Origin of the sequence: Nonlabens ponticola (assembly GCF_003966335.1) — a bacterium.
In the GTDB taxonomy this organism is placed as follows: domain Bacteria; phylum Bacteroidota; class Bacteroidia; order Flavobacteriales; family Flavobacteriaceae; genus Nonlabens; species Nonlabens ponticola.
This window is the reverse complement of sequence record NZ_CP034549.1, coordinates 217,018-236,050: the sequence shown is the minus strand read 5'-3', so window position 1 is coordinate 236,050 and position 19,033 is coordinate 217,018. Positions and strand designations below refer to the sequence as shown.

The following is a 19,033-nucleotide window of genomic DNA, read 5'->3' as shown; positions in this document are numbered from 1 at the left end:
ATTACGCGGTGCGTGAAACACCGCTCATTTGCTGGTAGGCACGCGATGCAGCGGCAGCGATTTTAGAATCCTTATTAGTGGTTGCTCGTACAAGTATGGGCAACCACTTTTTATTTGAAGAATCTGCAATAATCTGGATGGTAAGTAATCCTAGCTTGCGATCTTCCGTATCCAGCATTCGTAAGTAACATTTATCTTCTTCTAATAGTTGTACGCGATCAGCAACTGTGTTGGGATCTATCTCTGCATTATTGATACCTTGTTCTAATATTGGAAAGAGTAGTGACTTATAGTTGCGCGTTATCAATCCTTCCATAAACTCTAGCGTCGCAGATCTTGTTTCCTTTTTCTCGCTAGTCAATCCTTTAAAAGCGATAAAGACATCCCTTGTATTAAAATGCAATGCAAGGATATTAAAGATGCGCTTGATACCGTCATCCATACGTTTAGATAAAAGTTTAATCAGCTCTTCACGTGAGCCTGTCTCAGTTATATCTATAACACGTTCAGGATGTAGTTTAGAACGCTCTACCACGCGCTGGCTGTAATAGCATTGCTGTAATGTCATGTATTCATCACATTCCTGACGTATCAATCGGGCATATATTTTTTGTGGTATTTCTAAATCACCATTGGCCTTTTTATAATTATATAATTTGTCGGTGGTACGCGTGCGTATCTCTGGGCTACCGGATTGAGTCAATTGCAATACCGCACGCAGAGATTTGTTAGTTCCCAGATCTATCAACACATCTGGAATGTATTTCTTGTGAGCCAGCGCTGCGCTAGGGTCAGTGTAACGCTTTTTTAAATAATTGATAATGCTGTTGCCATAGGATGAGATGGCTTTGATTGCGCTTTCGCGAAAGCGTGCTTCCTTTAATTCATCGAGTAAAATAGGAAGAAATCGTTCATGAGAAGTGTTTCCTGCAGCGACCAAGGCTGCTTTATGAAGATCCTCATCAGGATTTTTAAGATAGCGCAGTATAAACTTGTGGCGGTTGTCACCTTTGGCATATCCTATTGCCTTTATTAATTCAATGATCTCACCTTTACGGAAGTTGTCCTCATGGCGATCCAGTTCATCTAGAAAGAGATTGATGCGCAGGTCAAGATTATATTTTGATGCTAATTTTGGATTATCCTCAGTCTCTTGGGCAAGGCATAGCAGCGCGGCACTTGAGATATAATCACTCTCGTGATCTAGATAGGCTTCAAAGAATTGTTCAGGATATTTAGTATCCTTAGACATGAGGTATTGCATCGCTGCAAGAACGACCTCGTCATTTTTTTCATAGATCAAATCTTGAACTTGACCTAAAGGCTGACCACGATCTACGTGCTTAAGTTGTCGTATCGCAGCTGCTTTAACTTTTGGGTTTTTGTGCACAAGTAATTTGACCAGCGGATTCTTAAGCGACTTATGGGCTAGTTCTGGTACGCGAGCAAGCATGTACATGATATCTTCAACACCACCAGATTCAAAAATGACGCGCATGTTATTACGTATGCGCGTATTGGATCGTTTCTCTAGCTTAATTTGCTCACGAGTAATGATCTGTTCTTTAAATGTACCAAAGTAGGCGTCGCGCACTTTAATAATCATGATCACCCAAGCCACTACCAGTAGAATGATGAGTACGGTTATATATGCTGGTGCTAGGTCAAAGGCGCGTATAATAAATATGAGTATCAATCCAGCAAGGCCTGTGGCAAGGCTATCTACAACTACATCGATGAAGGTTTTGGTCTTATTTTTTACATCGCTAGGGATGGGCAAGGCAAGCAGTTCTACCGCACTTTTATGCAATGATTGTTTAAGGCTACCATCTAGACCTTTCATAACGACAACGATCCAGAGTTCTGGAACTAATAGTAGGGCAATGCCACACAATACTAATCCCAACGGCAGCACTCCTAAACTTGCGCTAACACCTGATCGAGATAAAATATGTCTGGTTATAAATAGCTGTATTGCTAACGATACAATATTAAATGTCGAGAACCAGAAACCAAAAAAGGATGCCAATTCCTGTGAATCTGGAATCGCTCGCGATGATATATAGCTAAATTGATAGTCAACAAGCTTTGCGACAAGAACACCTATACCAATTACCGCCGCAAGAGCCGTCAAATGCTTTGAATTAAGGATAAGCTTGACGCTATTCTCACTACTTACCGTAGCTCGTTCCTTGCGCTTAAAACTACTCAACTTATTGACTCGAGTACGCCAAATGGCATTCATCACCCAAATACATGATGCGATCAAAACAGCAGCAATAATCAATAAGGCTCCATTTCCTAACGATTCAGCTAGCAATGATGTCATGTAACCACCTACAATACCACCGGCAATACCACCAGCTCCTATGAAACCAAAAAGTCTTTTGGCCTCACGTACGTTGAAGACCACATTTGCCATCACCCAAAATTGGGAGGTCGCCAGCAACGCAAATAGTGCGACGGTCGTATAGAAAAAATAGGCAAGAATAGGCCCGAAATTGCCCAGCATGACGAGCACGCCCATGATGGAAAAAATAACCGTAAAAACGATTAATGTACCACGTATAAGTTTCTTGAGTTTAAAGCGCTCAAGCGATCTATTATATAGAAAGGAACCTACTACAGCGGCAACTGCGATTATAATAAAAGCCTCGGCAAGAGCATCCGCTCCTAGCTCAGAAAGAAAAAGTGCATTGACCGTAGGTTTTACTACGAGCAATGCACTTATGATTAAGAAAATGTATAGTTGCATGAGCAACGAGATCGAAAGCTCGCCACTCCTAATGTCAAATATTTTACGTACCCTGTTGGATAGTTGCTCCATCTTCTGTATCAAGTAGTGTAGGCAAGATAACAGATTTGCGCATCGCCAATTCCGCTGGCTTTACTAAACTTCTAATAATGTTTTCACCTGCAGGATCTTCTACCAACGCCACAAGAATATACTTGCGTCCATTGTCGCCCCAAACCAGAATGGAATCACTGTGCCAGTTTCTCCATGATCCACTTTTTCTAAACAAGCGTGCTTGTGGTGCAATACGATCAAGCGTATTCACAAACTTGTGGTGCAGGCTAGGATTTTCCATGATGTCTAGCATCTCTTTACTGCGTTGCTCATTGATCAATTGACCAGTAGCAAGTTGGTAGTAAAATTTTGCAACAGCGTCTGTAGTGGCAGCGTGACTTAAACCTTTGATAGGTTCTGGATTGCGTTTTCCTTGGGCTGCATATCGTTTACCAACCCACAATCCACCAACACCATCTTTATCATAAAATGGATTTGTAGGATCGCACATCAAGTCTTCGATTTTCTGAAAACCTACTCGGTCAATCATACGTGTAGACGCTGCATTATTTGACTTAGATATCATGAGCCACATGTCTTGACGCACTTTAGGTGTGTCTTTTAGTTCACCATTCTCGATGGCGTCCATGGCCGCATATAATACTGCGATTTTCGGCAAGCTAGCTGCATACATCATGTTTGCACCATTGATGCTCGCGTATTTAATGTTATCTGGATCATTGAGATCGACAATACTTAACGATAAGCGCTTTTGATTGATAAGCGATCTCCACTTTGGATTAGCCATCAATTGATTTTTAAGATTCAATTGGAGCTTAGCATTTTGAAAAGTTAGAACCTCTTTACTCTCAACAGACATATCTACCATTGGTAATTTATCGGCTGCGCTAGTGGCAAGGGTTCCAGCTAGAAATAAGATTAAAAAGAGACGGTATATCATAATGTTTTTATCAGTTTTTTAGGTTCGTGTTAATAGTTTCATAAACCATGCCGAACCTACTCAATATAAGGAATGCACGTAGTTAAAATATAGGATTTAACAATGTTTGACCTCGATTTAGGGTTTGAGAGATTCTTTAACGGTACCCTAACGTTTGTAAACTACTTTTGTTGTGTATGGCAAGTATCTATATTCACATTCCTTTTTGCAAGCAGGCTTGTCATTATTGTGACTTTCATTTTGTGACTTCACTTAAGAATAAATCATTTATGATCAATGCGTTGTGCGAGGAGTTAAGGTTGCGTCGTCACGAGTTTAAGGATGTCGAGGTGAGTTGCATCTACTTTGGTGGTGGTACACCTAGTGTGTTGGAAGTTGAAGAAATCGACCTAATACTTAAGGAAGTATTTAACCTATATAATTGCGCCGTTAATCTAGAGATCACCCTAGAAGCTAATCCAGATGACCTCACACCAGCCAAGATTGAGTCGCTAGCAGCATCTCAAATCAATAGATTAAGCATAGGAGTGCAATCATTTCACGAGCAGGATCTCAAATTGATGAATCGAGCTCATAATGCAATAGAGGCGATGGAGAGTATTCAGCTTTCGCGAAAGCTGTTTCCCAACATATCTATAGACCTGATTTATGGTATTCCTGGTTTGACAGATGAGCAGTGGCGTGAGAATTTGTATCAAGCGATTGAGCTGGATGTGCCGCATATCTCCAGCTATGCGTTGACGGTAGAGGACGGCACAGCACTCAAGAAGTTCATCGATAAAGGCGTGATGCAGCCAGTTGATGATGAGCAGGCGCAGCGGCAGTTTAATATTTTACTGGATGTAATGCAGTTGCATGGTTATGAGAACTATGAGTTTTCAAACTTCAGTAAAAAAGGTTTTTTCTCGCGTAACAATACAGCTTACTGGACTGGCAAATCCTATCTAGGAATTGGGCCTAGCGCGCACAGTTTTGATGGAAATAGACGTGCGTGGAATATCAACAACAATGTCAAATACATCAAGGCTATCGAGGCAGGAAATCTACCGCAGGAAGTAGAGGAACTCACGATCATCGATCGATACAATGAGTATGTAATGACCGGTTTGCGTACGGTTTATGGTGTGTCGCTGGTTCATGTTGAGAAAGAATATGGTCTGCGTTTTAGGGAATACCTGCTGGAACAAGCCGCGACCTATCTCAAGGATCATTTATTATATTTAGACGATAAGACGCTACTGGTAACGCGCAAGGGAAAATTCCTGAGTGATGGCATAGCCAGCGAGTTATTCATGCTTAACCTTACATCATGAAGCAATTTTTATTTCTGGTTTGCGCGCTTTGCTTACTCATAAGCTGCCAGATCAAAACCTCACCATCAAACGACGATCCTGTGACATCAAACATACTCCTCAATAATTCTCATTATCAAATTGATCTACAGCAACCCATCGACATAAGTCTCGCCGTACAACACGACGCCGGCGTGGGCGCGTGGTATATCGACCAGCCCAAGATCACGCATGTAGAGGTAGATGGATATGTAGGCAAGGTCGCGCTAGGTGGCAGCACAAACTTCAACGATGTGTTTTTTAATCCGCATAGTCATGGGACGCATACGGAATGTATCGGGCACATCACAGAAGAATTTCACAGCGTCAATGACGCACTTAAAAACACTTTTTTTGTAGCACAATTAGTGACGGTAAATCCTGAGTCTCGTGGCGATGATCAGGTGATTACCGCAGGTATGTTTGAGGATTTGGATCAGGAAATTGATGCCGTAATCATTAGAACGACACCCAATCCAACGAGCAAGAAAAGCAAGAATTATAGCAATACAAATCCACCTTATCTGGATGCTGGTGTGATGTTACGCTTTCGCGAAAGCGGAATCAAACACGTCCTTATCGATTTACCCAGTGTCGATAAAGAAAAGGACAATGGTGCACTAGTGGCGCATAAGGAATTCTGGGATTATGATGGCGAGCAACGGCTAGATGCCACCATCACAGAGCTGATCTATGTGCCTGATGCCGCCGCCGATGGAATGTATGTTCTGGATTTACAAATCGCACCTATTGAAAATGATGCAGCACCTTCAAGGCCTATCTTGTATAAGATTTTATGAAAATTCAATTACAACTAGAAGGGCTGGCGTTGATGCTCGCAGGAATTGCTGGTTATGGACTGGCAGGATTTAACTGGTGGTGGTTTGCAGGTTTTTTCCTTGCGCCAGATATAAGTATGCTAGGGTATGTGGTGAACACCAAAGTAGGCGCAATTACCTATAATTTGTTTCATCACCTGATGATTGCCACGCTTTGTATCGCGGCTGGATACCTGCTTAATACAGAATGGGTTCAAATGGCTGGCTGGATTCTATTTGCTCACATAGGCTTTGACAGGATGCTGGGTTACGGTCTCAAATATCCTGATGCATTTAAGCATACTCATCTGGATAAATTTTAAATTAGCTGGATGGAATTATTATTCATAGGACTTGCCGTAGGTGCGGTGATTGCATTTTTTGTTTTTAGAGCTTTTTTCAAAGGTAGCGGCCGCGACAACTCACAGGAGCAAAGCATGGTGCTGATGGAAAAAATTAGATCTGTCTGTAAGTTCATTACCGTAGAAGGTGACTTTGCCGAGATCTATCATTATCGCAACGTCAAGGATAAAATTGCCAATCTACTGTTAGGTAAAAAAAAGGCCATTGTGCTTATAAACGCCAAGGCACACATAGGCTTTGACCTCACAAAAATTAGAATGGAAAGCGATGTCACTGCAAAAACCATACGCCTTACCGAATTCCCACAACCACAGGTCATGAGCATCGAGACCGATTTTAATTACTATGATAAAAGTGAAGGCTGGGCCAACTACTTTTCTAGCGATGACATGAATGAAGTTAATCGCAACGCAAAACAGCACATCATTGACAAAATTCCTGAAAGTGGCCTCATGGAACAGGCTCGCAAGGAAGCGCTCAACACCATTCACTTAATGGAAGGTCTCGCACAAACCATTGGGTGGAAACTTGATTATACCGCTCTTATACTTGACCAGTCGCTAGAGACCAAAAAGCTCGAGCAGTAATGCAGATTGATGAGCTGCAAGATTATTGTCTTACAAAAGAGCACACAACGGTTGATATGCCATTTGACAATACGACACTCGTCTTTAAAGTTATGGGCAAAATGTTTGCGCTCACCCGATTGACAGATTGGGAAAAAGATCAGCCAACACTCAACGTAAAATGTGATCCTGAAAAAGCGATCGAATTAAGAGAACAATATGATGGCGTGGTCACCGGTGGATATCATATGAGCAAAAAGCATTGGAACACGATCAAAATCAACGACGTCATGCCTGATGCAGAGATTTTCTCATGGATCGATCATAGTTATGAATTGGTTGTTGCTAGTTTAACAGCCAAGCAACGCGCAACCTTCAAATAAGTTCATTGGAAAATATCATCAACTCATACAAATCAAGAATTAATACACATGAAGCTGAGGTGAGTACCATCACCAAACAGTTGAGGTTATCAAGCCTTGTGCGCTTAGTGATTTTTGTGATTGCGATAGCTGTTGTGTATTTCTTATGGCTGCAATGGCTTTATGTGGCGATCGTTTTTATTGCAACAATTGCGTTGTTTTTGTTTTTAGTTTCCCGACACGAAGACCTCAAACAAAAACGCGCTTACCACCAGCAAGTTGTAGAGATTAATGAGCGAGAACTACGAGTGCTGAATCGAGAATACAATGACTTACCAGATGGCGCCGAACATCAAATAGAAGATCACGAATATTCTAGAGATATTGATTTGTTGGGTGCTGGATCCTTTTATCAGTACATCAATCGAACGGCACTAAAAAACGGAAGTGAGGCTCTAATCGAGAAGCTGCTCGCTAATCAAACCAACGATATTGTTTCCAGACAGCAAGCCGTAGAAGAGTTAGCCGATCAATTGGATTATCGACAAGAATTTGAGGCCACGGCAAGATTGCTTGATAATAAGATCAGGCCAGTTTCGGTAATTGATTGGATTAAGGATTATAAGCCCTTTGTTCCTCAAATATTCTCATGGTTAGGTTATTTGCAGTTTGCATTATCTGTTTTGTCCATTGTTTTGTATTCGTTGGACTTGATAAGTGGATACTGGATTGTAGCCTTGCTGTTGCTAGGTCTTGGTATTACAGGTAAATACGTTGCTAGAATAGTATCACTAGATAAATATTTATCCGAGCTGGAAGGTTTCTTCCTTCAGTACGGTAAGTTGTTACAATTAGTCGAGAATCTAGAGGTAAAAAGCGAGGTTTTGATCAATTTGCGCAAAGAGATCTTGACCGATGGCAAACCAGCCTCAAAAAGATTGTTGGAGTTCAGCAAGGCAGTAACTCGGCTAGATCAAGGCAGCAATATGTTGCTAGGGATTTTTGTCAATGGATTTGGGCTGTACAATCTCAAGCAAGTACATTCCATCGAATCGTGGATCATGGAAAATAAGCAATTCATAAAACCATGGTTGGATACGGTCGCCCAGCTGGATGCTATCAGCTCACTAGGCAACTTTGCCTACAATCATCCTGATTATGTATTTCCAGACATAAAATCAGGCGATTTTGAGCTGAAGTCAAAAGATGCTGCACATCCATTACTAGATCCAGAGAAAGCTATTGGTAATGATATTCATATTTCGCAAGGTGAGTTTTATATAATCACAGGTGCTAACATGGCTGGTAAGAGCACCTTTTTGAGAACCGTTTCCATCTCTATCATCATGGCAAATGTTGGTTTACCGCTTTGTGCAAAACAGGCAACATATGCACCGATCAAATTAATCACTAGCATGCGCACCAGCGATAGTTTGCAGGATGATGAGTCCTACTTTTTTAGCGAACTCAAACGTCTTAAATACATTGTTGATAAACTGGAAGATGAGAAATACTTGATCGTTCTCGATGAAATTTTAAAAGGAACCAACAGCGTCGATAAAGCCAGCGGCTCAAGAAAACTCATTGAACGACTTACCCAGAATAAAGCCACAGGCATCATCGCCACACACGATCTAAGCTTGACTGAGGTTGCCCATGAGTATGAGAAGATCAGTAATTATTACTTTGATGCGCAAATCATCAATGACGAGCTGTTTTTTGACTACACCTTTAAAGATGGCGTCGCCCAAAATATGAATGCGAGTTTCCTGCTTAAGAAAATGGGCATCGTTTAATTATCGCTTGCTTAAAGGATCCACGAGGCTTCCTAATCTGTCAAAATCCAAACCACCATAAGTGCCGCTGCTCATGAGTAGCAAGGCTGCTTGATTCAGGTTTTGCGAAAACAGCCAGCTTTTAAATGCCGCAGGATCTGTCATGACGATGAGGTTCTCATCATCAAAGGCCTCTTTGATTTGTTCCGCAGTTACAGGTTCTAGGCGTTTGAGCTCAACCGCTTCTGGACTGTAAAAAACTACGGCAACATCTGCGCAATCCAGCGCATTCGCATACTCCTGTAAAAACACAGGATCCAGACTTGAAAACGTGTGTAGTTCCAGACAAGCTATGATCTTGCGCTCGCTGTACTGATTGTGTATGGCGTTTGTGGTTGCCTTTACCTTACTAGGCGAGTGTGCAAAATCTTTATAAATAACACTGTAACTGCTTTCAGCAACCATTTCAAGACGTTTTGAGGCACCTTTAAAAGTCGCGATAGCTTCATAAAAGGCATCTTCGTCGATGCCCATGTGTTGGCAAATCCATTTGGCACCTGCAAGATTACTCAGGTTGTGCTTTCCAAAAATCTCCAGCGGCATATCGCCTTCTGGTGTTTCTAGAAAGGTTTTACCGTTATCAATGCTATGATCTGGAACACTGTAGGCATGTTTTCTGGTTGGTTTTCTGGCTTCTTCTGCAATTTGTTTGACTGCCTTGTCTTCTTCATTATAAACGAGAATGCTACCAGGTTTCATGAGATCTACAAAGATCTCAAACTGCTCTACATAGTTCTCATAGGTAGGAAATACGTTGATGTGATCCCATGCAATACCAGAGATTAAAGCGATGTTAGGTTGATAAAGATGAAACTTAGGTCTGCGATCTATGGGGCTCGAGAGATACTCATCGCCTTCCAGTACCATGAATTCATTATCATCAGTAAGGTGTACCATGGTTTCAAAACCTTCTAGTTGTGCACCTACCATATAATCAACTTCTCTATCGTGATAATGCATCACGTGCAGAATCATTGAAGTAATAGTGGTCTTACCGTGCGATCCACCTATAACGACGCGCGTTTTATTTTTGGATTGCTCGTATAGATACTCAGGATAGCTGTAGATTTTCAAGTCCAGTTCCTGTGCCTTGAGCAATTCTGGATTATCTTCCTTAGCGTGCATTCCCAATATCACGGCATCTATAGAATCGTCGATGCGCGAGTTATCCCAGCCTATAGTATCTGGTAGGAGACCATGTTTTTTAAGTCTTGATTTACTAGGTTCAAAAATCGCATCATCGCTACCAGTAACCTGGTCGCCTTTAAGGTGTAGGGCAATAGCAAGATTGTGCATGGCGCTGCCGCCTATCGCGATAAAGTGTACGCGCATAAGTTCAATTTATGCTTTAAAAATACGGATTATACCATAGCCTATTTAAGATTGTAAACAATACTATTTATTTGTCTCCTTATTGTTTCAGCGGATTTGCTGCTAGTATTATTAGGTAGCACGATTACATCAGGTCCGTGAGAGTTGAGTATTGCTAACAAGCCATAGTCTGCATTAAAAATTATTGGTCCAGTAGCATCATTATATTTTTGAATATTTGAGTAGATCCCGAATTCAAAAGTTTCCAATCCAGACTCCTTAAATGTCGCAGTATTTTTTATTAAATATTGATCCGCAGCAAAGTAAAGCCCTAGTTTATCTGCATCATATAGAATTTCAACATCTTTATTATCATCGCTTAAACTGAGATAATAATATGAGACACCATCTTCTTTAGTACTTTCGGTCATCTCAAAAGTTTCTGGTATCGGTTTACCTGAAGCAAAAACATGAAACTCCCTTATAGAGGTGCTAGTAGTTGATGTGCAGCCAGCTAATATGAAATAGAACGGCAGTAAGTGATGTTTGAAAAGCTTATACATTTATTAACGAGGCTTACAAATTCTGCAACAGCTCTTGAGGTAGTAATTTTTGCAATGTTGCTTTTTGATCTCTTTCTAACACAAGAAATTTCCATTCATCTTTTCCATCTTGGGAAATAGCGTACACTTTTTTCTCAGATTGTATAGTATAGAGATCATTCTTTTGATCATGGGCGACATTACCAGCTCCAAATGAATTTTCTAAACTTAGTAGTGTCAATTTAGTTCGCAAGTTCTTCCGCTCAGAGGTTTCATCCTTTTCCGCATAGTTGAATATAACTTTGAATTCATTTGAGTAAATAAGAAGAGAATAATATTTCTCATCAATTTTTATTGAATCGTCAATTGACAGGATTTTTGGATTGACTATTTCAAATTGCACATCAGGATTATTGAAAGTCTCTTGCATTGCTTGAATGAGGATCTTCCGTGGTATTCTATTAAAAAACTCAGGCGTGAGATATTCTGTAGATTTTTCAAATTGCTTATCTATAATAGTATTCAGATATTCGTTGAATTCTGATTCTATTTTTTCTTTGTACTCTTGAGAAAAAGCGACGGTGTAGGAAAGTGAAAGAAAACAAATGAACAAAAAACCTTGTTTTAGCATATTCATAAGACTGCCTTAAAATTTAAGATCGAAGCTAGTTTTTACTTTTTAATCTTTTTAATGCCACATTAATACGCTTATCATCAGATTGAGAATCTGCTTTTTGCAGCGTTTTTATGGCAAGATCATCGCGATCCATGTGCTTGCTGTATAGTTCGGCCAGTTTGAGGTATGTGGTTGGCGAGTTGCCTATTTCTACTGCTTTTTTTAGGGCAACTTCTGCTTCCTTGTAGTTCTCTTCATAGATCTCGATCCAGCCTGTGGCTAGGTAGCCATCGACTGGCGATATCTTGGCGAGCTCTGCGGCATATTCTCTTGATATTGCAACAGATCCGCCTACGATTCCCGGTAGCTCGCAGTACATCTGGACTAATGCCCAGCGTGTTTCTATATGGTTTTCATCAAGTTCGGCAGCTTTTTTTAAGTGAAATTTTACATCGTCCAGCATGCCCAGCGCTTTGAGTTTTGAGCTGTTTTTGGCATACAATCCCAGTGAGCCACCGTAGTAAAAGTGGTAGTCGGCGATGGATTCATCGATAGCGAGTAGTTTTTTATAGACCTCGCTGGCTTCTTCAAACTGCTTCAGCTCGCCGTATGCTTTTCCCGTTGCCATCAAGATTTTGGCGTCTTTTGGTGCCGCTTGCAATGCTTCCTTGTAGAGCGGTATGGCTTGTTTGTAGTTGGATTGCTGGGATAGTTGTTCCGCTTTCGCGAAAGCTGACTGACCACTAACAGAATAACAAAAAATAAGGGCTGTGAATAGGAATAGCATTTTCATGTTTCAAAAATATCAAAAAGGATACCAAAGCAGATGCGGTATGCTAATTGTGCCAGCATCCATTGACAGTTCATCGTGAGATTGAGTATTTTTAAAAGTTAAGTGTTGTTTATGAGAAATTTTATTGCAGGTCTGGTTGTGTTACTTTGTGGAATTAATGCTGTAATAGCGCAGGATTATAACGAGTTGTGGCGTAAAGTCGAGAAGCTTGAAGTTGAGAATAATATCACTGACGCCAGTGAGATATTAGACAACATCTACAAGAAAGCCAACCGCAAAAATGACGATGCTCAATTGATCAAAGTCTTTTTGTTTAGATCAAAATTCAAATTGATCAATGTAGAAAATGCTCAAGTAAACATCATTAATGAGCTTGATAAGCAAATTGATGGAAGCTCGTTTCCAGAAAGCAATATTTACATCTCGCTCAAGGCACAATTGTTAGAGCAATACTTGACGGCAAATCGTTATCGCATCAATAACCGCACAGCCATGGATGATGCTGGAGATGATTTTAAGACGTGGGATATCAAGACATTTTATGCTCGACTTTCTGATTTATTTCAAGCGTCACTTGAAAAATCAGACAAGCTGGCCAAAGTTCCTGCCGGCGATTATGATGTGATCATGAATATCAATCCGCTATCACGCAAGTATCGACCTAGTTTGCTGGATATTCTCGCGCAAGAAGCGCTGGAATTTTACAAAACCAGTGCTTACGGAATCACAATGCCTAAGGACGCGTTCACTCTTACAGTTTCAAACGCCTTCCTGCCTACTCAAGAGATACTGAATCTTAAAAGGCCAGTAAACGACACAATTTACAGTAAATATGATGTCCTGCGATTATATGCCCAACTAGAACAGCTGCACAAAAAACGTAAGGAAACGGCACCATTTTTATCAATTATCAATGAACGATTCAATTATGCTCGATCACAAATAAGCAGCAGTCAAGAAATTGCAGAATTTGAGAACGGTATTCAACACCTCATTTATGAATACGCTGCGGTGCCAGAGGTGACATTGTTGCAATATAGCCTAGCACAATATTATTATACGGTTTCTAAGAATGGTGAGACAGAAGAACAAAAAGCCTATCGTACCAATGCCATTAAGCTTGCAAAATCCGCAATCGAGAAATATCCAGAAACCTTGGGTAGCGTGAATTGCACTAATCTGCTATCCATCATCTACGCACCTAAATTAAGTACACAGCTGCAACAAAACGTATTGCCTAATCAACCTTATAGAGGTGTAACTAGTTACCAAAACGTAACCCACGCAACCGTCTATTTTATCAGGGTACCACACGATTTTGACCGCATCAAAGGAAATAGAGATTCTATTCACAACGCATATTTTCAAAAGGCGCGTGAGAAAAATAATTTTGCTCAAATCAAGAAATTGAATTTGCCACAAGGCGATGATACGTTTTTACATACCTATGAGTTTGCGTTGTCTGGAATGGATATGGGAACATACTTAGTCCTTTTAAATGCCAATGACCAAAAGAAAATGAAAGCGGGTTCTGTATTGAAGGTAACTGATATCGCCTTGACGACTAGTATGACAAGTAATCAAACTACCATCACCGCTACCTCAAGAAACACAGGAAAACCACTTACTAACGTTTCATATAACATTTACAGAGGCAATAAGAGTTATACATCCTTCCATGGTAAAACGGATAAAAATGGTCAGGTAGATTTCACATTACCTCGACGGTATTATCAATATTCGCTGGAAGCCATTAACCAGGGTGACACGGTAAGGACTTCATTGAGTCGTGGTTATTTTAGTAAATACAGAGAAAGTGATTACCGAAATGTAAAAGTCTACACCTACCTAGATAGAGCCATTTACCGACCAGGGCAAAAAGTTTACTACAAAAGCATTCTCGTAGAAAACAAGAATGGTGAATCCAAAGTTGTATCAAACAAAAAATTAACTGTGACAGTTGATAATGCCTCTGGTGATGAAGTTTTTGAGACAGCAGTTGAAACCAATGAATTCGGTAGTGTCAACGGCTCATTTATACTTCCTGAAGATGGATTGACGGGTTCATTTTCCATAGATATAGATTATGATGATGAGGATTCTTATTGGGATCTCATTGATGATTTTGACGCTGGTTACGTTTCTTTCAAAGTTGAGGAATACAAACGTCCTCGCTTTAAGACAGAATTTGAACCGGTAACCCAGACGTATGTTTTTGGTGACTCAGTTACGGTAACGGGAAAAGCAAAGGCACTGTTAGGTAGTAATATTACTGGCGCTCAAGTAATATATAATGTCACTCAAGCGATTCATAATGTACCAGATTCAGATAATATTCCATACTTGAGACGTACTTATTCTCATGAGCCAGATCCCATTATTGCAACTGATACTATCACTACCGATGCCTCTGGAAAATTTGACATCACTTTCAAATCAGGTGAGAAAATAGCCAATGATGTAGACCTGAGAAACCTGATCTACAATTATACGATTGACGTGTCGGTAACTGATGTCAACGGCGAGACTAGAAAAGCATATACCGGCGTGCGAGTAGGTGAGAAGCCTATCGAGATTAAAATGTTAGTGCAAGGACCTATATCGGTAGAAAATAATACCGTAAAACTTCAAGCACAAAACCTCAATGGTGAAGTTGTAAAAGCAAATATTGAATTGCAGGTGCGCCGATCATCAGCAGCTGATCACGTCGTTATCGAGGATCAATTGAATGATGCAAAATTCCATGAATTATCTGTTGAGGAATATCGTAAAATGTTCCCATATGCAGAATTGAGAAAAGAAGAGCAACTAGAAGACTGGAAAGACGCACCTATACTTTTCAAAAAAACTACTACCACTGATTCCTTAGCAACGATTGAATTACCGATCACTAGAGAATGGAAAAATGGCACCTACATTCTATACGCTAAAGCAGTAGAAGCAGACAACAACCTGAGTCTGGAAAAAGAAGAAGATTTTGTAGATGAAAAACGAGACGTAGAGATATGGGCAAATAAAGACCGGCCGGCACAACCATCAATTGTAACTCATAGTGCTATTTACAACGATGATCAAGCTGTCGTTGATTTTTATACGTCGGCTGATGGTGTGTTCATGTATTTGACAACCTATGATCTCAAAAAAGTAATTGATACTCGTTGGATTTATTTGAACAACGGTAAGACCACGATGAGTTTCCCGATGAAAAACATCAATGGGAGAACGTTGAAGTTTCAATACAGTGTGCAAAAGCTAGGACAATTTACAAGCCAGCAATTTGAAGTTACCAAACCTGTCGCGCCACGACAGCAATTTACCATTGCAACACAAACCTTTAGACAAAAGCTTTATCCAGGCGAGCCAGAAGAATGGTCATTTACCATAAAAGATCAAGATAAAACCAGCATGCAAGCTGAGGTTCTTGCCAGTATGTATGATAAGAGTCTTGACGAGTTTGCTACCAAAGCATGGCGAGGTATAGGTCTTTATAATTATGCAGGTGTACTTGAAATTGAAAAGCCTAGAAGCTTGCTGGCTTCACAATCGATTAATGTCTTCTATCACTTTTTACAGAATCCTAAGCCTACACTTAACGATGATAGGGAATCCTTTAATCTTCATGGTTTAAGTTTCGAGAACTTCGATTACTATTATGGCAATTACAAAAGAGGAATTCAGAGAAAATTTATAAACTTCAAACCAGAAATTGGTTTCATAGTTGGTAAGGTTACAGATGCTAGTGGTGAACCAATATTAGGAGCCACCGTAATCGTGAGTGGCAATGATGATTCTGTTACCACAGATTTTGATGGGAATTATAAGATTAAAGCCAATATTGGAGATACCATAGAATATACATTTAGCGGTTATGATGAAAAAACGATAACTGCTGGCTCATTAGTACAAAATGCAGTTTTGAGCGCTTCATTAGAAGCTGTTGTAGTCACTGGCTATAGAACAACAAGCAGGCGAATGTCAAACGTTGCTAGCACAACTATATCGAGTGACATGGAAGAAGTTCAGGCCGAGTCTGCCTTACAGGGTCAAGTAGCTGGGCTGGAAATTATAACTTCTTCTGGACAACCTGGTGCTAATTCCATGGTCAAAATAAGAGGTGCAGCAAGTTTAAATGGTTCAGCAGAACCATTATACATCGTCGACGGTAAAATAGTTGATGAAGCTACATTCAAGGCGTTAAATCCCAATGACATCCAAGAAGTCGCAGTTCTCAAAGACGCAGGCGCGACAGCGATCTACGGTAGTCGTGGATCAAACGGCGTCATTATCATAAGCACAAAGGAAGGTGTCACCGCAGCAGATCTTGCAAATCAAGCTGCCGCATTCCAGCAAATAGAAGTCCGCAAAAATCTAAATGAAACGGCTTTCTTCTTACCAGAATTATATACTGATAAAGACGGAAATCTCAAGTTTAGTTTTACATCGCCAGAGGCCTTGACCTTATGGAAGTTTAGATTGTTTGCTCATAATAAACAGGCGCAAACGGCACAGTTTGAAGGATTGGTGCGTACCCAAAAAGAGCTAAGTCTAGTTCCTAATCCGCCGCGATTTTTACGGGAAACTGACACAATTAGGTTTAGTACCAAAATTGCCAATCTGTCCGGCAAAATCATGAACGGTAAAGCAACCTTGCAGTTATTTGATGCCATCACCATGCAACCTATTGATGAAAAGCTAGGCAACAACAAAAGCGTCAAGAATTTTGACGCACCTATAAATGGCAACGCCAGCGTTGACTGGACGTTTCACGTGCCTATCGGCACACAAGCAGTCACGTACCGAGTTCTAGCAACGGCTGGAAATTTCTCTGATGGTGAGGAAAACACGCTACCGGTGCTCACCAATCGCATGCTGGTGACGGAATCTAGAGCTTTATGGGTGCGCTCGGGCGAGACGGCAAGCGTGACCATGGATAAGTTGGCTAACACCACTTCCAGCACACGAGCAAACCACCAGCTGACTTTTGAGTACACCTCAAATCCATCGTGGTACGCCATCAAGTCGCTTCCTTATCTTATGGAATATGAGCACGAGTGTGCAGAGCAGACTTTTTCGCGATTCTATGCAAACTCCGTAGCCGCGCATGTTCTCAATAGCAATCCTAAGGTCAAGGATGTTTTTGACAGTTGGGCTGCAAACGACGGCCTCAAGAGTAATCTTGAGAAGAACGAGGAACTCAAATCCATCATTCTCGCACATACGCCATGGTTGCGTGACGCACAATCAGAGGCTGAAAAACAGCAGCGACTCGCCACACTTTTTGATCTAGATAAAACCGCTCGAGAGAAAAAGAAAATTCTTGCCCAACTTGAGGCAAAACAGCTATCTAGCGGTTATTTCCCATGGTTTTCTGGTGGTAGCAAGAGTGAATACATCACGCGTCACATCGCCGCCGGCATTGGTCATTTGAACCAACTCAACATCAATGATGGCGATCGCCCACAGACTGATCGTATGTACAACAATGCCATCAAGGCGCTGGACAAGGATTGGAAAGATCGCTTTGAACGCCACTTGAGAAACAATAAGACGTTGGACAAATTCAACTTTGGGATGAGTTACTGGCACTACCAGTACGCTCGCAGTTTTGGCAATGACAACAGCTTGTCTGGTTTGTTGAAAGATGGTCGTGAGTTAGCTTTCGCGAAAGCAAAATCCTCATACAGCTCTCAATCCATCTACCAGCAACTGTTGATGGCGATAAGCTTGTACCGTAATGGGCAGCAGCAACTCGCCCAAAAAATCGTGGAAGGACTGCCTCAAACAGCCGTCAACAGCCCAGAAAACGGAATGTACTGGAAAGAGAATACCAACGGCTACAACTGGTACAGCAGCGATATCGAGACACAGGCACTGGCCATCGAGGTATTTACTGAGTTGGATCGTGATAAAAAAGAGGTAGAAGAGTTGAAAGTATGGTTGCTGCAAAATAAGCGTCCCAATCGCTGGAAATCTACCAAAGCCACAGCTGATGCGACATACGCACTGTTGCTACAAGGAAACAAATGGCTAGACGTCAAGGAAAACACACAGATAAAATGGGCAGGAAAAGCAATCCCAGATTCCTTGATGAATGCCGTGCAAAAAGAGGCTGGAACAGGATACTTTAAAGTGTCTTTGAATGATAAGGCGGTAACACCAGATTATGCCACTGTTGAGGTTAAGAATAAAAGCGAGGTACCAAGTTACGGTGGTTTGTACTGGCAATATTTTGAAAATCTAGACAAAATCACTATAGATGATGATTTACCGATGTCTGTCAAGAAAAAACTATTCAAAAAAATAAATACAGATACTGGTCAAAAGTTAATCCCTATTACAGCAAATGATCCGTTAACGATAGGCGATTTGATTACAGTACGCATAGAAATACGCAGCACAAAAGATCTTGATTTTGTGCATCTCAAGGACATGCGCGCCAGTGGATTTGAACCAGTAGATGTGCTTTCTAAATACAAATATCATGATGGTCTAGGTTACTATCAAAGTACTAAAGATGTGGCGACGAATTTCTTTTTTGATCAATTAAGACCTGGAACTTATGTTTTTGAATATGATGTACGTGCGTACAACGCTGGTCAATTCTCAAACGGTATCACGCAACTTGAATGCATGTATGCACCTGAATATTCTAGTCATAGCGAAGGAATAAGAGTGGTGATTGAGGAGTAAGGCTTGTCTTTAAGTCTTTTAGTGGAGCAGTCAGTTAATTAATTATGACTTATGACT

General features: G+C 40.8%; 13 protein-coding genes. 7 read left to right on the top strand and 6 right to left on the bottom strand.

The genetic code is table 11. The annotated features are described in order from the left end of the window. Position 1: 1 nt before the first annotated feature. Together EJ995_RS00985 and EJ995_RS00980 are read right to left on the bottom strand one after the other, a co-directional pair. A complete protein-coding gene (locus tag EJ995_RS00985; protein WP_126444745.1) occupies positions 2-2,827 on the bottom strand; it encodes an Npt1/Npt2 family nucleotide transporter in 2,826 nt (941 codons plus the stop codon). Beyond that, a complete protein-coding gene (locus EJ995_RS00980; RefSeq protein ID WP_126444743.1) occupies positions 2,799-3,749 on the bottom strand; it encodes a serine hydrolase in 951 nt (316 codons plus the stop codon). Before EJ995_RS00980 ends, EJ995_RS00985 begins: the two co-directional genes overlap by 29 nt. A gap of 176 nt (positions 3,750-3,925) precedes the next feature. On the opposite strand from EJ995_RS00980, the gene hemW reads away from it, so the two are divergent. Genes hemW through EJ995_RS00950 form a run of 6 tightly spaced genes read left to right on the top strand, consistent with a single transcriptional unit; the run spans position 3,926 to position 8,985 of the window. After that, the gene (gene hemW, locus EJ995_RS00975; RefSeq protein WP_126444741.1) at positions 3,926-5,062 is read left to right on the top strand and encodes a radical SAM family heme chaperone HemW; all 1,137 of its coding nucleotides are present in this window, start codon (positions 3,926-3,928) and stop codon (positions 5,060-5,062) included. Further along, positions 5,059-5,880, top strand: a complete 822-nt coding sequence (locus EJ995_RS00970; RefSeq protein WP_126444739.1) for a cyclase family protein — start codon at positions 5,059-5,061, stop codon at positions 5,878-5,880. The genes hemW and EJ995_RS00970 overlap by 4 nt, the downstream gene beginning before the upstream one ends. Beyond that, positions 5,877-6,221 (top strand): DUF4260 domain-containing protein, encoded by a 345-nt coding sequence (locus EJ995_RS00965; RefSeq protein WP_126444737.1) that lies wholly within the window; start codon positions 5,877-5,879, stop codon positions 6,219-6,221. The genes EJ995_RS00970 and EJ995_RS00965 overlap by 4 nt, the downstream gene beginning before the upstream one ends. Positions 6,222-6,230: 9 nt before the next feature. Next, positions 6,231-6,848, top strand: coding sequence for a DUF4230 domain-containing protein (locus tag EJ995_RS00960; protein ID WP_126444735.1), 618 nt, complete (start codon positions 6,231-6,233; stop codon positions 6,846-6,848). Beyond that, the gene (locus EJ995_RS00955; protein ID WP_126444733.1) at positions 6,848-7,210 is read left to right on the top strand and encodes an MmcQ/YjbR family DNA-binding protein; all 363 of its coding nucleotides are present in this window, start codon (positions 6,848-6,850) and stop codon (positions 7,208-7,210) included. The genes EJ995_RS00960 and EJ995_RS00955 overlap by 1 nt, the downstream gene beginning before the upstream one ends. A gap of 5 nt (positions 7,211-7,215) precedes the next feature. Beyond that, on the top strand, positions 7,216-8,985 hold the full coding sequence (locus EJ995_RS00950) for a MutS-related protein (RefSeq protein WP_126444731.1): 1,770 nt from the start codon (positions 7,216-7,218) through the stop codon (positions 8,983-8,985). Here EJ995_RS00950 and EJ995_RS00945 read toward each other — a convergent pair whose 3' ends face one another. The 4 genes from EJ995_RS00945 to EJ995_RS00930 are packed head-to-tail and all read right to left on the bottom strand — an operon-like array spanning position 8,986 to position 12,286. Beyond that, positions 8,986-10,356 carry a UDP-N-acetylmuramate--L-alanine ligase gene (locus EJ995_RS00945; protein WP_126444729.1) on the bottom strand — a complete coding sequence of 457 codons (1,371 nt, stop codon included), beginning with the start codon at positions 10,354-10,356 and terminating at the stop codon, positions 8,986-8,988. It lies immediately after the preceding gene. A gap of 41 nt (positions 10,357-10,397) precedes the next feature. Further along, positions 10,398-10,898 (bottom strand): hypothetical protein, encoded by a 501-nt coding sequence (locus EJ995_RS00940; protein ID WP_126444727.1) that lies wholly within the window; start codon positions 10,896-10,898, stop codon positions 10,398-10,400. 13 nt (positions 10,899-10,911) lie between these two features. After that, positions 10,912-11,514: a hypothetical protein gene (locus EJ995_RS00935; protein ID WP_126444726.1), complete on the bottom strand. Its 603-nt coding sequence runs from the start codon at positions 11,512-11,514 to the stop codon at positions 10,912-10,914. A gap of 28 nt (positions 11,515-11,542) precedes the next feature. Beyond that, the gene (locus EJ995_RS00930) at positions 11,543-12,286 is read right to left on the bottom strand and encodes a tetratricopeptide repeat protein (protein ID WP_126444724.1); all 744 of its coding nucleotides are present in this window, start codon (positions 12,284-12,286) and stop codon (positions 11,543-11,545) included. Positions 12,287-12,397: 111 nt separating this feature from the next. Here EJ995_RS00930 and EJ995_RS00925 point away from each other — a divergent pair, with 111 nt between their 5' ends. Next, positions 12,398-18,976, top strand: a complete 6,579-nt coding sequence (locus tag EJ995_RS00925) for an alpha-2-macroglobulin family protein (protein ID WP_126444722.1) — start codon at positions 12,398-12,400, stop codon at positions 18,974-18,976. Positions 18,977-19,033: the final 57 nt, after the last annotated feature.